This window comes from Paenibacillus sp. E222 (assembly GCF_013401555.1).
In the GTDB taxonomy this organism is placed as follows: domain Bacteria; phylum Bacillota; class Bacilli; order Paenibacillales; family Paenibacillaceae; genus Paenibacillus.
The window spans coordinates 2,672,810-2,687,286 of the sequence record NZ_CP058552.1; the positions used below are offsets into that span (position 1 = coordinate 2,672,810).

The 14,477-nt window shown below is 49.1% G+C and carries 15 protein-coding genes; 13 read left to right on the forward strand and 2 right to left on the reverse strand.

The window, feature by feature from the left end:
• Positions 1-3: 3 nt before the first annotated feature.
• On the reverse strand, positions 4-879 hold the full coding sequence (locus HW560_RS11920; RefSeq protein WP_110001408.1) for a DUF72 domain-containing protein: 876 nt from the start codon (positions 877-879) through the stop codon (positions 4-6).
• A 313-nt stretch (positions 880-1,192) separates the two neighbouring features.
• Here HW560_RS11920 and HW560_RS11925 point away from each other — a divergent pair, with 313 nt between their 5' ends.
• The 5 genes from HW560_RS11925 (at position 1,193) to HW560_RS11945 (ending at position 5,241) form a co-directional block, all read left to right on the forward strand.
• Entirely contained in the window at positions 1,193-1,936 is a 744-nt protein-coding gene (locus HW560_RS11925; protein ID WP_090904413.1) for a class I SAM-dependent methyltransferase, read from the forward strand.
• Positions 1,937-1,954: 18 nt separating this feature from the next.
• Entirely contained in the window at positions 1,955-2,944 is a 990-nt protein-coding gene (locus HW560_RS11930; RefSeq protein WP_179263220.1) for an MBL fold metallo-hydrolase, read from the forward strand.
• Between the two features lie 171 nt (positions 2,945-3,115).
• On the forward strand, positions 3,116-3,511 hold the full coding sequence (locus HW560_RS11935) for a hypothetical protein (protein WP_179263222.1): 396 nt from the start codon (positions 3,116-3,118) through the stop codon (positions 3,509-3,511).
• The gene (locus HW560_RS11940; RefSeq protein WP_179263224.1) at positions 3,508-4,554 is read left to right on the forward strand and encodes an FAD:protein FMN transferase; all 1,047 of its coding nucleotides are present in this window, start codon (positions 3,508-3,510) and stop codon (positions 4,552-4,554) included. Before HW560_RS11935 ends, HW560_RS11940 begins: the two co-directional genes overlap by 4 nt.
• 33 nt (positions 4,555-4,587) lie before the next feature.
• Entirely contained in the window at positions 4,588-5,241 is a 654-nt protein-coding gene (locus HW560_RS11945; protein ID WP_179263226.1) for a ferric reductase-like transmembrane domain-containing protein, read from the forward strand.
• Positions 5,242-5,370: 129 nt separating this feature from the next.
• On the opposite strand, the gene HW560_RS11950 is transcribed toward HW560_RS11945, so the two are convergent.
• On the reverse strand, positions 5,371-5,937 hold the full coding sequence (locus HW560_RS11950; protein ID WP_076290808.1) for a phosphatidylglycerophosphatase A family protein: 567 nt from the start codon (positions 5,935-5,937) through the stop codon (positions 5,371-5,373).
• 214 nt (positions 5,938-6,151) lie between these two features.
• On the opposite strand from HW560_RS11950, the gene HW560_RS11955 reads away from it, so the two are divergent.
• From HW560_RS11955 to HW560_RS11990, 8 genes are all read left to right on the forward strand, one after another.
• Positions 6,152-7,207 carry a GerMN domain-containing protein gene (locus tag HW560_RS11955; RefSeq protein WP_063566699.1) on the forward strand — a complete coding sequence of 352 codons (1,056 nt, stop codon included), beginning with the start codon at positions 6,152-6,154 and terminating at the stop codon, positions 7,205-7,207.
• A 174-nt stretch (positions 7,208-7,381) separates the two neighbouring features.
• Positions 7,382-8,140, forward strand: a complete 759-nt coding sequence (gene rph, locus HW560_RS11960; RefSeq protein WP_090904406.1) for a ribonuclease PH — start codon at positions 7,382-7,384, stop codon at positions 8,138-8,140.
• 1 nt (position 8,141) lies between these two features.
• Positions 8,142-8,765 (forward strand): XTP/dITP diphosphatase, encoded by a 624-nt coding sequence (locus HW560_RS11965; RefSeq protein WP_179263228.1) that lies wholly within the window; start codon positions 8,142-8,144, stop codon positions 8,763-8,765.
• Between the two features lie 365 nt (positions 8,766-9,130).
• Complete coding sequence (locus HW560_RS11970; RefSeq protein WP_179263230.1) at positions 9,131-9,973, forward strand: STM4015 family protein; 843 nt, start codon at positions 9,131-9,133, stop codon at positions 9,971-9,973.
• Positions 9,974-9,985: 12 nt separating this feature from the next.
• Entirely contained in the window at positions 9,986-11,335 is a 1,350-nt protein-coding gene (locus tag HW560_RS11975; RefSeq protein WP_257031864.1) for an STM4014 family protein, read from the forward strand.
• Complete coding sequence (locus HW560_RS11980; RefSeq protein WP_090904403.1) at positions 11,332-12,117, forward strand: STM4013/SEN3800 family hydrolase; 786 nt, start codon at positions 11,332-11,334, stop codon at positions 12,115-12,117. Before HW560_RS11975 ends, HW560_RS11980 begins: the two co-directional genes overlap by 4 nt.
• Before the next feature lie 53 nt (positions 12,118-12,170).
• Positions 12,171-13,568, forward strand: coding sequence for an STM4012 family radical SAM protein (locus HW560_RS11985; RefSeq protein WP_179263232.1), 1,398 nt, complete (start codon positions 12,171-12,173; stop codon positions 13,566-13,568).
• On the forward strand, positions 13,565-14,428 hold the full coding sequence (locus HW560_RS11990; RefSeq protein WP_090904401.1) for an STM4011 family radical SAM protein: 864 nt from the start codon (positions 13,565-13,567) through the stop codon (positions 14,426-14,428). The genes HW560_RS11985 and HW560_RS11990 overlap by 4 nt, the downstream gene beginning before the upstream one ends.
• Positions 14,429-14,477: the final 49 nt, after the last annotated feature.

Sequence of the window (14,477 nt, forward strand, 5' to 3'; positions counted from 1 at the left end):
TTGTTAAAACAGTTCCAATTGCTCCGGACCCTCTTCCTCTTCCGGCTCCGTACGATCAGGGAAGGGCTTCACGGGCTGCTCCAGCAGCTCCATCATCATCTGAGCATTTGCAGCCGCATCGCCGCCCGAGTTGTTGTTGAAAATCACATAGACATCTTTGCTCTGCTCCTGCAATTGCTCCAGATAACCTTTCCACTCCAGCAGCTCTTCCTGGTTGTAGCGATACAGATAACGGGTTTCGCGCCAATTAGGTGCACCATTCTGATGCCAGCCTGATACATTGCGCCCATGCATACGCACCAGTGTCATTTCGGCATCGGTAGCCTCAGGTACAATAGGGATAGATCCTGGCCCCGCTTGAGGTTCATCACAGACGCTGTGAATCCAGCCTTGTTCCTTCAGAAATGCCAGCGTCCGTTCGCGCATGCCCTCTTCATACCAGCTGCGATGACGAAATTCGAGGGCACAAGGGATGCCTTCCATTCTCAGTTTTACTTCACGAAGTTCATTAACGTTGTCCCGATTGCATTCAAACCAGGGCGGGTACTGGAATAAGGCCGCTTGCATCTTGCCTGCTTCCATGACAGGCTCCAGGGATTCGCGAAAGGCCTTATACATCTCTGAGGTGCTTGTGAAATAGGGTTTTCCTCGCAGGTGTCCGGTCATCCCTTGATAGGCTTTGACGATAAAAGCAAAGGATTCCGGCGTTTCCGCTGCCCAGCGTGCCATCCGGTCCCGAGGCTGAACGGCGTAGAAGGAACTGTCTACCTCCACGGTCGTAAAATATTGTCCATACAGACGGAGCTTGTCTTTCGCTTTGGTACGGTTGGGGTACAAATCCTCCTGATCTCCCCAGCCCGTAAGTCCAATCCGAATCATAAATAACACCTCCTGCTGCTTTCCTCTTATGTTAGCGTTATGTTTCAGTTGTCTCATGTTGTTCATGAAGTGAAAATGCCATAGTGGTTCTGTATCAATCTTCTATGTATAGTTAACCGATTTACGTGGGCCTGACTATGTTTAACATTATATCGTGTGGTTTCCGGCCGTTCAATGTGGACGATCCTTGGAAATTTTTGAGTTTGAAGGATAAAGACGATACAATGGCTAAAAGCTATAGAGATATGATCCGGCTGATAGAACAGCTTATTACGGATAGTTGGGCCAGTGACCATGTGGAGGGCGATACGTAATGACGGAATGGTATGAAAAGAGTTTTGGAGAAGACTACCTTCTTGTGTACAAACATCGGGATGTGCAAGGCGCATATCAGGAAGTACATAAAATGATCAATTGGTTAAAGCTTGAGCCAAAGTCCAAGGTGCTTGACCTGTGCTGTGGTATGGGTCGACATTCTCTGGCCCTGGCTGACGCTGGTTTCCAGGTGACCGGAATCGACCTGTCTGATGTGCTTCTGCGTGAAGCACGCAATATGGACACCGAACATCGTGTAGAGTGGTATCACGCCGATATGCGTGAGCTTCCGTTGAAAGGCGGATTTGACGCCGTGGTCAATCTGTTTACATCATTTGGTTATTTCCGAGAGGATGGAGAGCAACTAAGAGTGTTACGCGCCATTCATCGGATGCTGAAGCCAGGTGGCAGCTATATTATTGATTTTATGAACACGGCTTATGTGACTCGTCATCTGGTGCAGCATTCAACACGTGAAAGCGAAGGACAGAATATAGAGGAGTTTCGCAAGATCGAGAATGGATTTGTGCAAAAAGAAATTCACATCACCGATACCGTATCGGGCCAAAAACCGCGGATCTATCAGGAACGCGTCAAGCTGTACACTCGCGAACAACTACGTGATCTGCTTCACGAGGCAGGACTCGTGGTGGATCAGGTACATGGCGGTTATGATGAAGAAAAGTACGATGAGCAGGCATCGCCGCGGATGATTTTTGTCGGTCATCGGCCTGAGCAGTAGAGTTGGAGGAGAATATTAATGAAGCAAACGGAATCCATTTCCATGCCAGCAGGCATGCATCGGGTCAAGATTACTATGGCTTTTCCACTGCGTTGGGTGAACAGCTATGTGCTTCATGAACCGGATGGAACAATAACGATTGTTGACCCGGGACCACGCAGTACTGAGACGGAACAGGAGTGGCACGAAGCACTTGCAGATTTCAATTTAACTTTTCAGGATATTAGTCAGATTGTACTGACCCACCATCACCCCGATCATCTGGGGTTGTCCGGCTGGATACAGCAGCAAACGGGTGTGCCTGTTCGAATGTCCACACGATCCCGCCAGGAAGCGGATTACATGTGGGGAACAGAGGCAACCATCAATACCGTTTTACCTGAATATTATAGTCGCCATGGCATGCCGGAAGACAAGACGCAGCAGATCCGCGAACATATGGGGGGATTCATCTCACAGATTACGCCACTTCCGGTAGTGACACCGATTGAAGATGGTGAATGGCTGGTTATGGGCGGGAAAAAGTGGCTTGCTGTAGAAACCCGTGGTCACGCCCCAGGGCATCTATCCTTCTATGCGCCGGACTCCAGAGAGATCTTGTGTGGAGATGCCGTATTGCCGCAGATTTCACCGAATATCAGCTTGCAACCGGGAAGTGACGATCAACCTTTATTATCTTACATGGAAGGGCTGCATCGACTGGGGGCTTTGGATGTAGAAGTGGCATATCCAGGGCATCGGAATCCGTTTGGTCATTTTGCCGATCGAACGGTTCATCTGCTCACTCATCATGAAGAGCGCCTACAGAAGATGATGGAGCAAATCCGCGAAGCACCGACGAATGCGTATGATATCTGTGTGTTTATGTTTGGTGACCGATTGGGAACACATCAGCTTCGTTTTGCGATGAGCGAAACTTTGGCGCATCTGCAAGAATTGATCCGGCGAGAGCATATTGTACAGGAGCAGCAGCCCGACGGAGTGTTCTTTTTTATCGAAAATACTTAGAGGATGACAAGACTTTGACCAGGAGAACTGCCTGTTCAGAGTCTTTTTTTTGCGTGTAACGACTCAAATAAATGAAAGCTTTAGTCTCTCTTAACCGTTCATTCATCTTCTTTTAAGGCAGCACTTCTATGATAAATGCATGAACTTCGCCAGAGAAAGCAGGGAAGAGCGATGACCAGGAAAAAACGAAATCAATGGAGAAAATGGCAAGCCTCAGCGGCAGCAACGTTGACCGTGGCTGCACTCTTTCAATATGTAAGAACTTCTGATGCCTTTGATGTCGCTTATGCGGCGGCTAATGGTACCGATATAAGCAGTACAGCTTCTACCCAGATAGATGCTCAGGATGATGTCATGGACGAATGGACGAACAACACAGATAACAATTCCGATGCATCGTCCAATGAGGGTGACATCCTGGATGAGGGAACGACGGATGGAAGCACTGCCATCGGTTCGAATCAAGGCAGGTCGTCGGGTGGCTGGATAACAGATCAGAACAGCAATCAGGATACTGACTCCGGATATAGTCGTGGCAATTATCAGTCACGCACAGGTGCGTCATGAGCCGCACGGAGCAAGTCTCCCGTCTTCTCAAGTTCCGCTTCCGGGCGATGAACACGAACGTGGAAGTTCAGTTAGCCGCAGGACGGGAAGAGGCTGAGCATGCGGCAGCCATGGTGAAGAATTGGTTCGAAGCGCAGGAACAGCGTTTCAGCCGATTTGTGGCAGACAGTGAATTGAATCGTCTGAATCGTTGCACAGGGTGGATGCCCATCTCCGCAGCAATGGACGAAGTGTTAAGTTTGGCATACGGTTATATTGGTCAGACGGAAGGGATTTTTCAGCCGGGTATTTCTCAGGCTCTGCGGGCTTCTGGTTATGATGTCAGCTTCGAACAGCTGCAACAAAGAAGAGGACTTCCTCAATCAGGAACCGAACGCAGATTGGACATTAAAAAATTGAAAATAGCAGATATGCTGAGAGACGAATATGACTATAGCCGCCCACGATGGATTCAAAGGGAAGGCAGCCGAATGGTTCATAAGGACCCTGGGACTGAGCTGGACCTTGGAGGCATTGTTAAGGGTTGGGCCGTTGAGCGTATCGCCGATTGGCTGCAACGTACACTTCATATTTCGGCCGGATTAATCAATGCAGGTGGAGATATTCAGGCATGGGGAACAACATCTCATCCGATGTGGTCCGTGCAAGTCACTGACCCGTATGAGGAGAAGCGTGATCTGATAGGGAGAATTCAATTGAGGAAAGGTGCGGTGGCCACTTCAGGAGTGATACGAAGACAGTGGCAGAATACGGACGGAAGCCTCTCACATCACTTAATTGATCCCCGGAAGATGGAGCCAGCAGATACGGATGTGCTACAGTGTACCGTTCTGGGCCAGCATACATCGCAATGTGAGATTATTGCCAAGACCGTCTGCATTTTGGGAAGTGCCGATGCAGTAGGTTGGTTAAACCGTCATTACGATCGTCATGACGTCCTGTGGATGACCCGGGATGGGAGCACTTATTTTAGAGGAAATACCGGTACGCTCGCTGAACGCTGGCCTGGTTTCGATCCGGATCACCGCTTCAGTCTTATATAAACGACAAGTCTATCAGATATGGGGGAGCCGGTTATGGCGCAATGGATTGTAGATTACCTGCCGACGTGGAATATCATTCGAATTAGTGGGATCGCCGCTTATTTGCTGCTCTTTGCGGGGGTATTTCTGGGAATTGCCCAAGGGATGCCCATGGCTAAAGGCAAACCTAAAGCGGCCATGTTTAAATGGCATACCCGAACGACCTGGCTCGCCTTTGGACTTGGACTTGTGCATGCGTTAACCCTATATATTGATCACTATAGTCCATTTACATGGAGTGAACTGCTCATTCCGTTTACGGCTTCAGTACATCCGATCGGCAGCGGACTGGGCACATTATCCTTTTATGGTTTGGTGATTGTACTGCTATCCAGTGATTTGCGTAACAAGCTTGGCCGTAAATGGTGGTTTATGTTCCATATGTTGTCTTATCCCGTATTCATCGGTTTACTGTTCCATGGTATGGTTACCGGCTCTGATTCAGGCAATGTGCTTATGCGTCTGATGTACGTGTTTACTGGCTTGAGTGTTCTTGGTATTACGGTACTTCGAGGCATGCTGCGAGAACGCAAAGGCCCGGAAATTACGATTGGACCCAGCCGTGTACAGCCTAAGCCGGCAGCGGAACAGAAATGGGCTGAGGTGTATCGTTTGGCGGGAGCGGGAAGACAGGAGCATCTGAAATAGTTTAGTACAAAAGAAATGAATCCATACAAAAGAAGCGGCCTTTATGGCCGCCTTTTTGTCATGATCAGTATAAATCGGAGAGTGGAACATGCGTGGTTCGTTATTTCCAACTCCTGTTACACATGCCAATTATACGATATCATCGCTGACAGGTTTTTCTCCCAAAGCCTCTTCAAGCTCCGATTGTTTGCGATGCGCAATCCGGCTGCTGGCCGCTGAGGCAATGGCCCCCACAATATCATCCAGAAACGTATGCACAGGCCCAAGGCTCTTGTCGTTCAAACGTTCAAGCACACCGGGTTTGAGCTTGTCTACATAGCCGTAGTTCGTAAATCCGATACTTCCGTATACGTTGACGATGGAGAATGCGAGAATCTCATCCACGCCATATAACCCTTCATCATTTTCAATCATCTCCTGCAAAGGAGAAATGAGTTTGCCTTGCTCTGCCAGCAAGTCCAGTTGAATGCCTGTCAGGACTGCGTTCTGCACCTCACGTTTGCGTAATACTTTCTCCACATTGTCAATACATTCTTCCATCGTAAGACCCGGGTAATACTTTTTCTGCAGCATCATGACCAGTTCTGCGATCTCAGGGATCGTAACGCCCCGCTTGTGCAGCCATTCCCTCGTTGCCTCTGCCACTTTGCGGCTATTCAGGCTGTAAGGGATTTTTTCTTGCTCCGGATGTTCCATGGGCGATTCCTCCTCTGAAGTTAGCAATGTCCCTACACTTGTATCCTAATACGTTATTAACCGTTTTGGGTTTCTTTGCTATCCTTCCACGGGGATGGAAAGTCTGTTTTCAGCTTTATGCATGGTGAGCTTGTTTAAAAAGTAGTTATTTTTTGGGCAAAGGCTCGTATACATGGTAGTACAAACTGTAAAAATGATGAGGGGGAACGTGATCATGAGTAAGATCCGTTATTTGCGTACAGCTTCTGCAGCTGCGCTGTTGAGTATTCCTGTGGTGTTATCCGGATGTGGCATGTTTGGGGCACAGTCCTCCGAAGCCATTGATCCACCGCCGCCGATTCAGGAAGCGGCCATGATTCAGGCGGCTGAAGGCAATGGCTCACTTGCCAAGCTGCCACTTACAACCGTGTATCTGCAGGATCAACAAGGTTTGCTAGCTCCGGTATCCATGACACTCCCGTCAGGCACGGACGTTAGCAGTCCCAAAACAGCCCTGGATACACTTGTGACGGGTGGTCCATATGCAGGTATGTTGCCTGAAGGATTTCAGGGCGTACTCCCGCAGGGGACCGTTGTTCAGAACGTAACGATTCATTCGGATGACAAGCTGGCAGTCGTGGAGTTCTCCGGCAATTTTGCCAAGTATGATGCCAAGAACGAGCGAAAAATGCTGGAGGCAGTCACCTGGACACTCACGGGTACACCGGATGTGCAGAACGTACAGATATGGGTAGACGGCAAAAAGTTAACGCAAATGCCAGTAAACAGCACACCCCTGCCGGAACCGTTGAATCGGGCGGTGGGCATTAATCTCGATTTGGGTGATACATTCACGACCAACAGCAGCCCAGTAACCGTTTATTTCTCAGCCGCTTCGCCAGCAGGCATTCAATATTATGTCCCGGTTACGCGTCTAGTGACACCAGGTGGAGACCGGGTGCAGGCGGCGTTGAATGAACTGATCAAGGGGCCAGCCAAAGGTGGCGAGCTGGAAGAGGTCATGACAGGTGGAACGCAGCTGCAATCGGTCAAAACATCCGAGGATGGAACCGTAACGGTTGCACTCAAAGACGACATGTTCACCGAGGGGGACGTCGTGCCAAGTGAACTGCTGCAATCCGTCGTATTGACTACGGCCGAGAACACAGCTGGCAAGGAAGCTAAAGTCCAGATCGAATGGAATGGGCAAAAGACGGTCATGAGTGATGATAACCGGGATTACAGTGCCCCAGTATCGAAGCCTGAATATATCAATGAGATTCCAATTTAATCCACAAAGGCGGTTTAGCCTACTGTCGATAGAACTCTTTGGGGGACAGGATGCTTTTAAGTGAACTCTTTGGGGACAGGTGCTTTTAAGTGAACTCTTTGGTAATATAGAAGGGATTAGTAAAAGTGTGAACAAGCTCGACATTACAGGATGCTTAAGTCGTAGGAGGCAGAAATGATGAGATCTAACGGACGAACCAGCGACCAGCTGCGCCCGATGAATTTAACAATTAACACGAATAAATACGCCGAAGGTTCTGTACTGATTGAAGTGGGAGATACCAAGGTTATTTGTACAGCTACGGTGGAGGAGCGTGTTCCTCCCTTTATGAAAGGGCAGGGTAAAGGCTGGGTAACGGCTGAATACTCCATGCTGCCACGTGCAACACATACCCGTAATCAGCGTGAAGCGAACCGCGGCAAATTGACTGGACGCACCATGGAAATACAGCGTCTGATTGGCCGTGCACTGCGCTCAGTTGTTAACTTGCAGGCGCTTGGCGAGCGTACGATTACACTGGACTGTGATGTTATTCAAGCCGACGGAGGTACACGCACAACGTCCATTACCGGTTCGTTTGTAGCTCTGGCGCTCGCGGTGAACAAAATTGCCCAACAGTATAAATTGCAAGTATTCCCGATTACGGATTTCATTGCAGCAGTAAGTGTGGGTGTAGTTGGAGAACAGCCTGTGCTGGATCTGAACTATGATGAAGATTCCAAAGCCAAGGTAGATATGAACCTCGTGATGACAGGCGGCGGGAAATATGTGGAGCTTCAGGGAACAGGTGAAGAAGCACCCTTTGACCGTCGTGAGCTGAACGCGATGCTGGAGCTGGGTGAGCAGGGCATTCTGGAGATGATTGAGCGCCAAAAAGAAGTTCTCGGTCCCATTGCGCTCAAGATCGGTGCTCGTGGATTAGGAGAAGCCTAACATGAGTCTGGATAGCCCAATTATCATTGTCGCAACCCGTAATGCAGGAAAAGTACGTGAATTCGCTCATGCATTCGCTCCGCTGGGCAAAGAGGTCAAAAGCATGTTCGACTATCCGGAGCTGCCGGATGTCGTTGAGGATGGCGTAACCTTTGCGGAGAATGCCTGGAAGAAAGCCAAAACAGTGGGCGATGCTCTGGGTCTGCCTGTTCTGGCTGACGATTCGGGATTGTGTGTGGATCTGTTGGACGGTGACCCGGGAGTGTACTCTGCGAGATATGCAGGCGAAGGTGCTACCGATGCGAAGAACAATGCCAAACTGCTTGAGGCGCTGGAATCACTCAAATCCGGTGAGGATACGGAGCAACCGCTTCTGAGTCCAGCAAGTTTCGTCTGTGCACTGGTGCTGTATGACCCGGCAACCGGAGACAAGTATGAATCAGAGGGCACGGTGGAAGGCTGGATCACAGCTAAAGCTGCCGGTGGTGGCGGTTTTGGATATGACCCACTCTTCTACGTGCCTGAATACGAGATGACAATGGCCGAGCTTACGCTGGAGCAAAAGCAGGCAATCAGTCACCGGGGGCATGCCCTGAGAGCGCTCGTATCCAGTCTGAAAGGCTGAGATTCAAACTTGGCTTATGCGAATATGAATGTTATAAGGTGAATTATGGCCTTGCTTAAATATCAAAGCGTTAATGGAAGGTAAGTGTCATTCCTGTGGAATGGCCCACCAACCATTAGCGTTTTTTTATTTTTGCATGACTAAGCAATCTTAATGAAGCCAGTACGTGAGACCTATAATAAAATCCGTTTCTATAGGGGGAACTATAGGAACGTACGTTCTTGTACCTATAAAGAAAATACAGGGATTTCACGTTTGAGCAGCACATTAGGACTGGGGTTGGAAGAAGTTGCAAGTCTTGTACCGTATGGGTTAACATTCAAGTTAACGAATCATCAATGAACTCAAACGGAGGGGATTTGCTTATGCAAGAAGTGAAGCTTACGGTGTCTTATGATGATTATGAGGACGGTATTCGCATGGAAACACTGATCAGGGAATTGGCTGCCAAACCGGAGGCGGGTTCGCTGGAGAGCCTGATTATTGGAGACTGGGGACAGGCCTATGAAAATTCGCCGGAAGAATTTATGGGCACACTCATCGAGCTGGCTCCAAGCTTTCCATCTTTGAAGAAACTGTTCATCGGAGATATGGGCTTTGAAGAATGCGAGGTTTCATGGATTATTCAGACGGATCTCACACCCCTATTGGTTGCTTTCCCTGAATTGAAGTCATTCACAGTGAAGGGCAGCAGCGGACTAAGTCTGGAACCCATCGAACATGCCAAGCTTGAAGAATTAATCATTATTTGCGGTGGCCTTCCCAAAAGCGTGTTAGCTTCAATTGCCCGGGCAAAGTTGCCTGAATTGCGTAAGCTTGAGCTGTATCTGGGCGTGGATGATTATGGATTCGACGGCTCACTGCAAGATGTACTTCCACTTTTGGAACAGGGCTTATTTCCAAAGCTTGTATACCTGGGTCTGAAAGACAGTGAAATTCAGGATGAGATTGCAAAGGCTGCAGCTGAGGCACCAATTCTGGATCAACTTGAAATCCTGGATCTGTCAGAGGGCACGCTGTCTGATGAAGGGGCGGAGGCGCTGCTTGCCAGCAACAAGATCAAAAAACTGAAACATCTCAATCTTAGTTACCACTACATGACGGACGAAATGCTTATTCGCTGGAAACGTTCCGGTATATCTGTGGATGTTAGTGAGCAACAACAGAGTGATGAAGATGACTGGCGTTATCCGTCGTTAACGGAATAAATGATATCAGGCATGACGGAAATGGAAGGAAATTTGCAAAGCCCAGTTAAGGATTCGGATATGACGCTGGAGCAGCCCTTATTGTTAATTGGAAACCCGAATAATCGCCGTACCCTTGGACTACAGGAGGCAAGACAGCGCCTTGGTTTACAGCCTGCACTTGTGCTGCCCTATATCCGTTTGCTACAGACCTGGAGAAGGGGTGGAACTATTGCGGATGCCGTACAGCAATGTCTGGAAGGGCGAGTGGCTACACACACGCACGGAGCGTCGTGGATATCTTCACCAGCGTCGATCTCATATGCCAATCATGATCCAGTTGACGGAGTGAATAGTATACCTCTTATTCGACTGGATGCCCCTGGTGAGGAATGGGAAGTAGAGTGTGAGCTGCTCTTTCTTGGAGCTGTGAATGATGTATCTCCGTTAATCGATGGCCCTTCTGCGGGAATGATTCCGGCAGCGCAGACACTCACTCTTGAACAGGAGTGGGGGCGGATCTACGCGCCCAACCAATGGTTTCGTGGCTGGAAGGCTTGTTTGGAACGAATTCGCTATGAAGCCTTGGAGTATTGGCCCAATGCCCGGTTTACGAATGATCCCAATGATATTGCGATCATGTTTGATAAAAGGAGATGCCAGCAGCAACTAACTGCCCATGGCGTTCACGTTCCCCCAACGCTCCAGTCTTCGGAGCCGATCCGCAATTATGCGGACCTGCGTACAGCGATGAAAACAGCCGGTATGAATCGGGTTTTCGTGAAACTTGCGTGTGGCTCCGGGGCTTCAGGCGTTGTTGCCTATCAAATTAATCCGCGAACGGGTGCTGAAATCGCTATAACCACTGTGGGAATGGAGCGGATTCAGGGAAATCTCATTTTTTATAATGAAGGTCGGATGCGCAGGTACACACGTACTTCGGAAATTTCGGTGCTCATGGATTGGTTGTGCGCTGAAGGTGCCCAGATTGAACGTTGGATGGCAAAAGCATCCCTTGGTTCAAGCGTGTTTGATATTCGCCAGCTTGTGGCAGGTGGACAAGCAGGTCATGCCATCGTACGGGTTAGTCAGACACCGATCACCAATCTGCATTTGCGCAATGAGCGGTTGCTGCCCGCAGAAGCGGGGCTGGATGAACAGCAGATGGATGGGGTTCAGACGTCAGCGAAAGCAGCAATGGCTGCCTTTCCCAACTCATGGTCTGCCGGGATTGATGTGATGCTCAGTGGTGGAACTGAACCGCGTGCTTATATTCTGGATGTGAATCCGTTCGGAGATTTGTTGTACAGAGTACAGCATAACGGACTTGGAACCTATGAATGGCAAATGGAACTTTTGCGAAAGGAGCCCTTACAACCATGACTGATATGAACACCATAGTAGGCTCCCATGATCTATTAATGATTACGCTGGACACGTTAAGGTATGACGTGGCCAAGCTGGAGGAACAGAATTGCCCCAACCTGTGCGGTACGGGTCCTTGGGAGAAGCGTCATACTCCGGGAAGTTTTACCTATGCGGCACATCATGCTTTTTTTGGTGGCTTCATGCCTACACCTGCCAATACGGACAAAGCCTCCCACGTACGACTTTTTCATTCCCGGAATACCGGATTAAAGACACATCCGCATACCTGGCTGTTCGACACTCCGGATATCGTATCCGGGTTAGCAGCGGAAGGATACCGTACGATTTGTATTGGCGGGGTCATTTTCTTCACCAAGAAAAATCCACTCGCCAAAGTGCTGCCGGGTTATTTTCAGCAAAGCTACTGGCGGATGAATTTTGGCGTAACCAACCCCAAATCGACCGAGCATCAGGTTCAGCATGCCTTGAAGCTGCTGGAGCAAATCACACCGGATGAAAAGCTGTTTTTGTTCCTGAATGTGTCTGCCATCCATGGGCCCAATCGCTATTTTGTGGAGGGTGCAAGAGAAGACTCCGTAGAAACACAGCGAGCAGCCCTTCGGTATGTGGACCAGGCTCTTGGGCCATTGTTTGATGCAATGAGGCAGCGTTCACGGCCTACGTTTTGTTTAGCTTTTTCCGATCATGGCACGGCGTATGGTGAGGATGGTTATCAGGGGCACAGGCTGGCGCATGATGTTGTCTGGAATGTGCCTTACCGTGAATTTATTTTATAGAACAATTGATTCATATCATCAACAACTACAAACCGGATACAGGGAGGAAACCGATGGACGATCAATCTCAACATACGACAGTAGGTCATTCCGCAGAGTCCGGACCCAATACAACTACTGGTCTCAGAGAAGTGCTTACTTCCCCCTATCGCTCTTATTTATATTCGTATCCCCACAAGACCGCATATCGGGAGTTGAACCCGCCATTACCACTCGGTCCATTGTGGGAACGTGAGAATACAGAAACGTATTTTTTATACATGCACATTCCGTTTTGTGCCGCTCGTTGCGGATTCTGTAACCTGTTTACGTTGCCGGATCGTCGTGATGACACCCATGTGCGTTATGTGGATGCGCTGGAACGGCAAGCCAAGCAGTGGGCACCGCTCACATCACGCAGACCCTATTCGAGGTTTGCCATCGGTGGTGGGACCCCCACATTATTAAATGAAATTCAGTTGAACCGCTTGTTCGATATCGCGGAACAGGTGATGGGGCTCGATCCGACGCAAGCTTCGATCTCGGTAGAAACGTCACCGGATACTGTGACAGAAGCCAAATTGGCCATCATGAAAGAACGGAGCGTGGACCGGGTAAGCATGGGCATCCAAAGTTTTATCGAAGCCGAAGCCTCAGCCATCTACCGTCCGCAGAAACCACAGGAAGTGGAACGAGCGCTTGAGAAGCTTACACAGTATGAATTCCCTTTGTTGAATCTGGATCTGATCTATGGTCTGCCGGGACAAACGGTGGAATCATGGCTGTATTCGCTGGAACGTGTCCTTTCATATGAACCGGGTGAGATATTCATTTACCCATTGTACACTCGCGAGAATACCATTGTGAAACCCGGTGATATTCAGCGTCAGGGACCGGATATTCGGATGGAGCTGTATAAGGCTGCGCGTGAAACTTTGAAAAGCCGGGGTTATGTCCAGTATTCCATGCGCAGATTTGCCAAAGAACAATCTTCTTCGGGAAGCAAAGAGCTTCTACCCTACAGCTGTCAGGAAGAAGGCATGGTTGGTCTGGGTTGCGGTGCACGCTCTTATACCCGTGAAGTACACTATGCTTCCAAGTATGGTGTTAGTTATAAGGCCACACAGAGCATCATCGCCGATTATGTGGCAACCGAGCGTTATGATGTGGCCGATTACGGCATTGTACTCAGCCGGGAGGAGCAGAAGCGCCGCTTTATTCTGAAAGCCCTGCTGCATCGGGAAGGATTGGCGCTATCGGATTATGATGAGCGATTCGGAACGGGAGTCCTGTCAGACTACGGTTGGTTGAGTGAACTGTTGTCTGAGGGCATGGCTGAGCTGAAGCAGGACGATAAAGGAAACCAGGTGCTGCGTCTGACAGAAGAGGGATTGGGCTACTCGGATGCTATTGGAGATTGGCTCATCTCCGCTGAGGTTCGTGAACAAATGGAAGGGTTTGTGTTCTCATGAGAGCAACCTTGTATTATCGGGGGAAGCTGTCGTCCTGTAATTACGACTGTCCATATTGTCCGTTTAGCAAAACGGTAGATTCCAAGGAGACGCTCGAAGTGGATGAACTGCAACTGCGTCAATTTGTGAATTGGGTGAGGGATCAGGAGAGTGCTGGACATCAATTTTCGATTTTCTTTAACCCGTATGGAGAAGCTCTGGTACGACGCTGGTATCGTGAAGCGATGATTGAGCTATCTCATATGCCACATGTGGACAAAATTGCAGTTCAAACCAACCTGTCTGTCAAACTGGACTGGGCCCGTGAATTAAATCGGGATAAAGCGGCATTCTGGGCGACCTATCACCCGCGTGAGACGAAGGAGTCTTCCTTCGTCAAACAATGTTTGACTTTACGAGAGATGGGGCTTGCTTTCAGTGTGGGGACGGTTGGATTGCGCAGTGCATTTCCTGCTATTGAATCGATGAGGCAGGCTTTACCTGATGACGTGTATATGTGGATCAATGCATTTAAAGATCGACCCCAATATTACAGTATGGAAGAGGTCGAATTTTTACGATCCGTTGATCCGCTGTTTGAAGGGAACCTGCGGGATTATGAGAGTCTGGGCAAGCGTTGTTCCGCTGGTTCGGAGGTATTTTATGTTCAAGGGTCAGGGCATGTAAAAAGGTGTTACAAGGATCGTCGAATTATTGGGCATCTCTACCGAGATGGTTTGCAGGCTTTGGCCGCAGATCGGCCTTGTGGCATGAAGAAGTGCGGCTGTTATATCGGTTATATTCATATGGAGGATTCTCCGTTCAGGGATATCTTTGGCCGTGGATTGCTTGAACGTAATCCGGCACTGATCAATCAATAGATGTCGGTCATCCAACTGACAGACTTTACACCAGAAAATGTGCTGGTGT

What these genes read in the sequence shown, in the direction of transcription:
- HW560_RS11925 (WP_090904413.1), top strand. Translation starts at nt 1,193, where the DNA reads ATGACGGAATGGTATGAAAAGAGTTTTGGAGAAGACTACCTTCTTGTG.
- HW560_RS11975 (WP_257031864.1), top strand. Translation starts at nt 9,986, where the DNA reads ATGACGGAAATGGAAGGAAATTTGCAAAGCCCAGTTAAGGATTCGGAT.
- rph (WP_090904406.1), top strand. Translation starts at nt 7,382, where the DNA reads ATGATGAGATCTAACGGACGAACCAGCGACCAGCTGCGCCCGATGAAT.
- HW560_RS11980 (WP_090904403.1), top strand. Translation starts at nt 11,332, where the DNA reads ATGACTGATATGAACACCATAGTAGGCTCCCATGATCTATTAATGATT.
- HW560_RS11930 (WP_179263220.1), top strand. Translation starts at nt 1,955, where the DNA reads ATGAAGCAAACGGAATCCATTTCCATGCCAGCAGGCATGCATCGGGTC.
- HW560_RS11985 (WP_179263232.1), top strand. Translation starts at nt 12,171, where the DNA reads ATGGACGATCAATCTCAACATACGACAGTAGGTCATTCCGCAGAGTCC.
- HW560_RS11955 (WP_063566699.1), top strand. Translation starts at nt 6,152, where the DNA reads ATGAGTAAGATCCGTTATTTGCGTACAGCTTCTGCAGCTGCGCTGTTG.
- HW560_RS11990 (WP_090904401.1), top strand. Translation starts at nt 13,565, where the DNA reads ATGAGAGCAACCTTGTATTATCGGGGGAAGCTGTCGTCCTGTAATTAC.
- HW560_RS11935 (WP_179263222.1), top strand. Translation starts at nt 3,116, where the DNA reads ATGACCAGGAAAAAACGAAATCAATGGAGAAAATGGCAAGCCTCAGCG.
- HW560_RS11945 (WP_179263226.1), top strand. Translation starts at nt 4,588, where the DNA reads ATGGCGCAATGGATTGTAGATTACCTGCCGACGTGGAATATCATTCGA.
- HW560_RS11970 (WP_179263230.1), top strand. Translation starts at nt 9,131, where the DNA reads ATGCAAGAAGTGAAGCTTACGGTGTCTTATGATGATTATGAGGACGGT.
- HW560_RS11950 (WP_076290808.1), bottom strand. Translation starts at nt 5,937, where the DNA reads ATGGAACATCCGGAGCAAGAAAAAATCCCTTACAGCCTGAATAGCCGC.
- HW560_RS11965 (WP_179263228.1), top strand. Translation starts at nt 8,142, where the DNA reads ATGAGTCTGGATAGCCCAATTATCATTGTCGCAACCCGTAATGCAGGA.
- HW560_RS11940 (WP_179263224.1), top strand. Translation starts at nt 3,508, where the DNA reads ATGAGCCGCACGGAGCAAGTCTCCCGTCTTCTCAAGTTCCGCTTCCGG.
- HW560_RS11920 (WP_110001408.1), bottom strand. Translation starts at nt 879, where the DNA reads ATGATTCGGATTGGACTTACGGGCTGGGGAGATCAGGAGGATTTGTAC.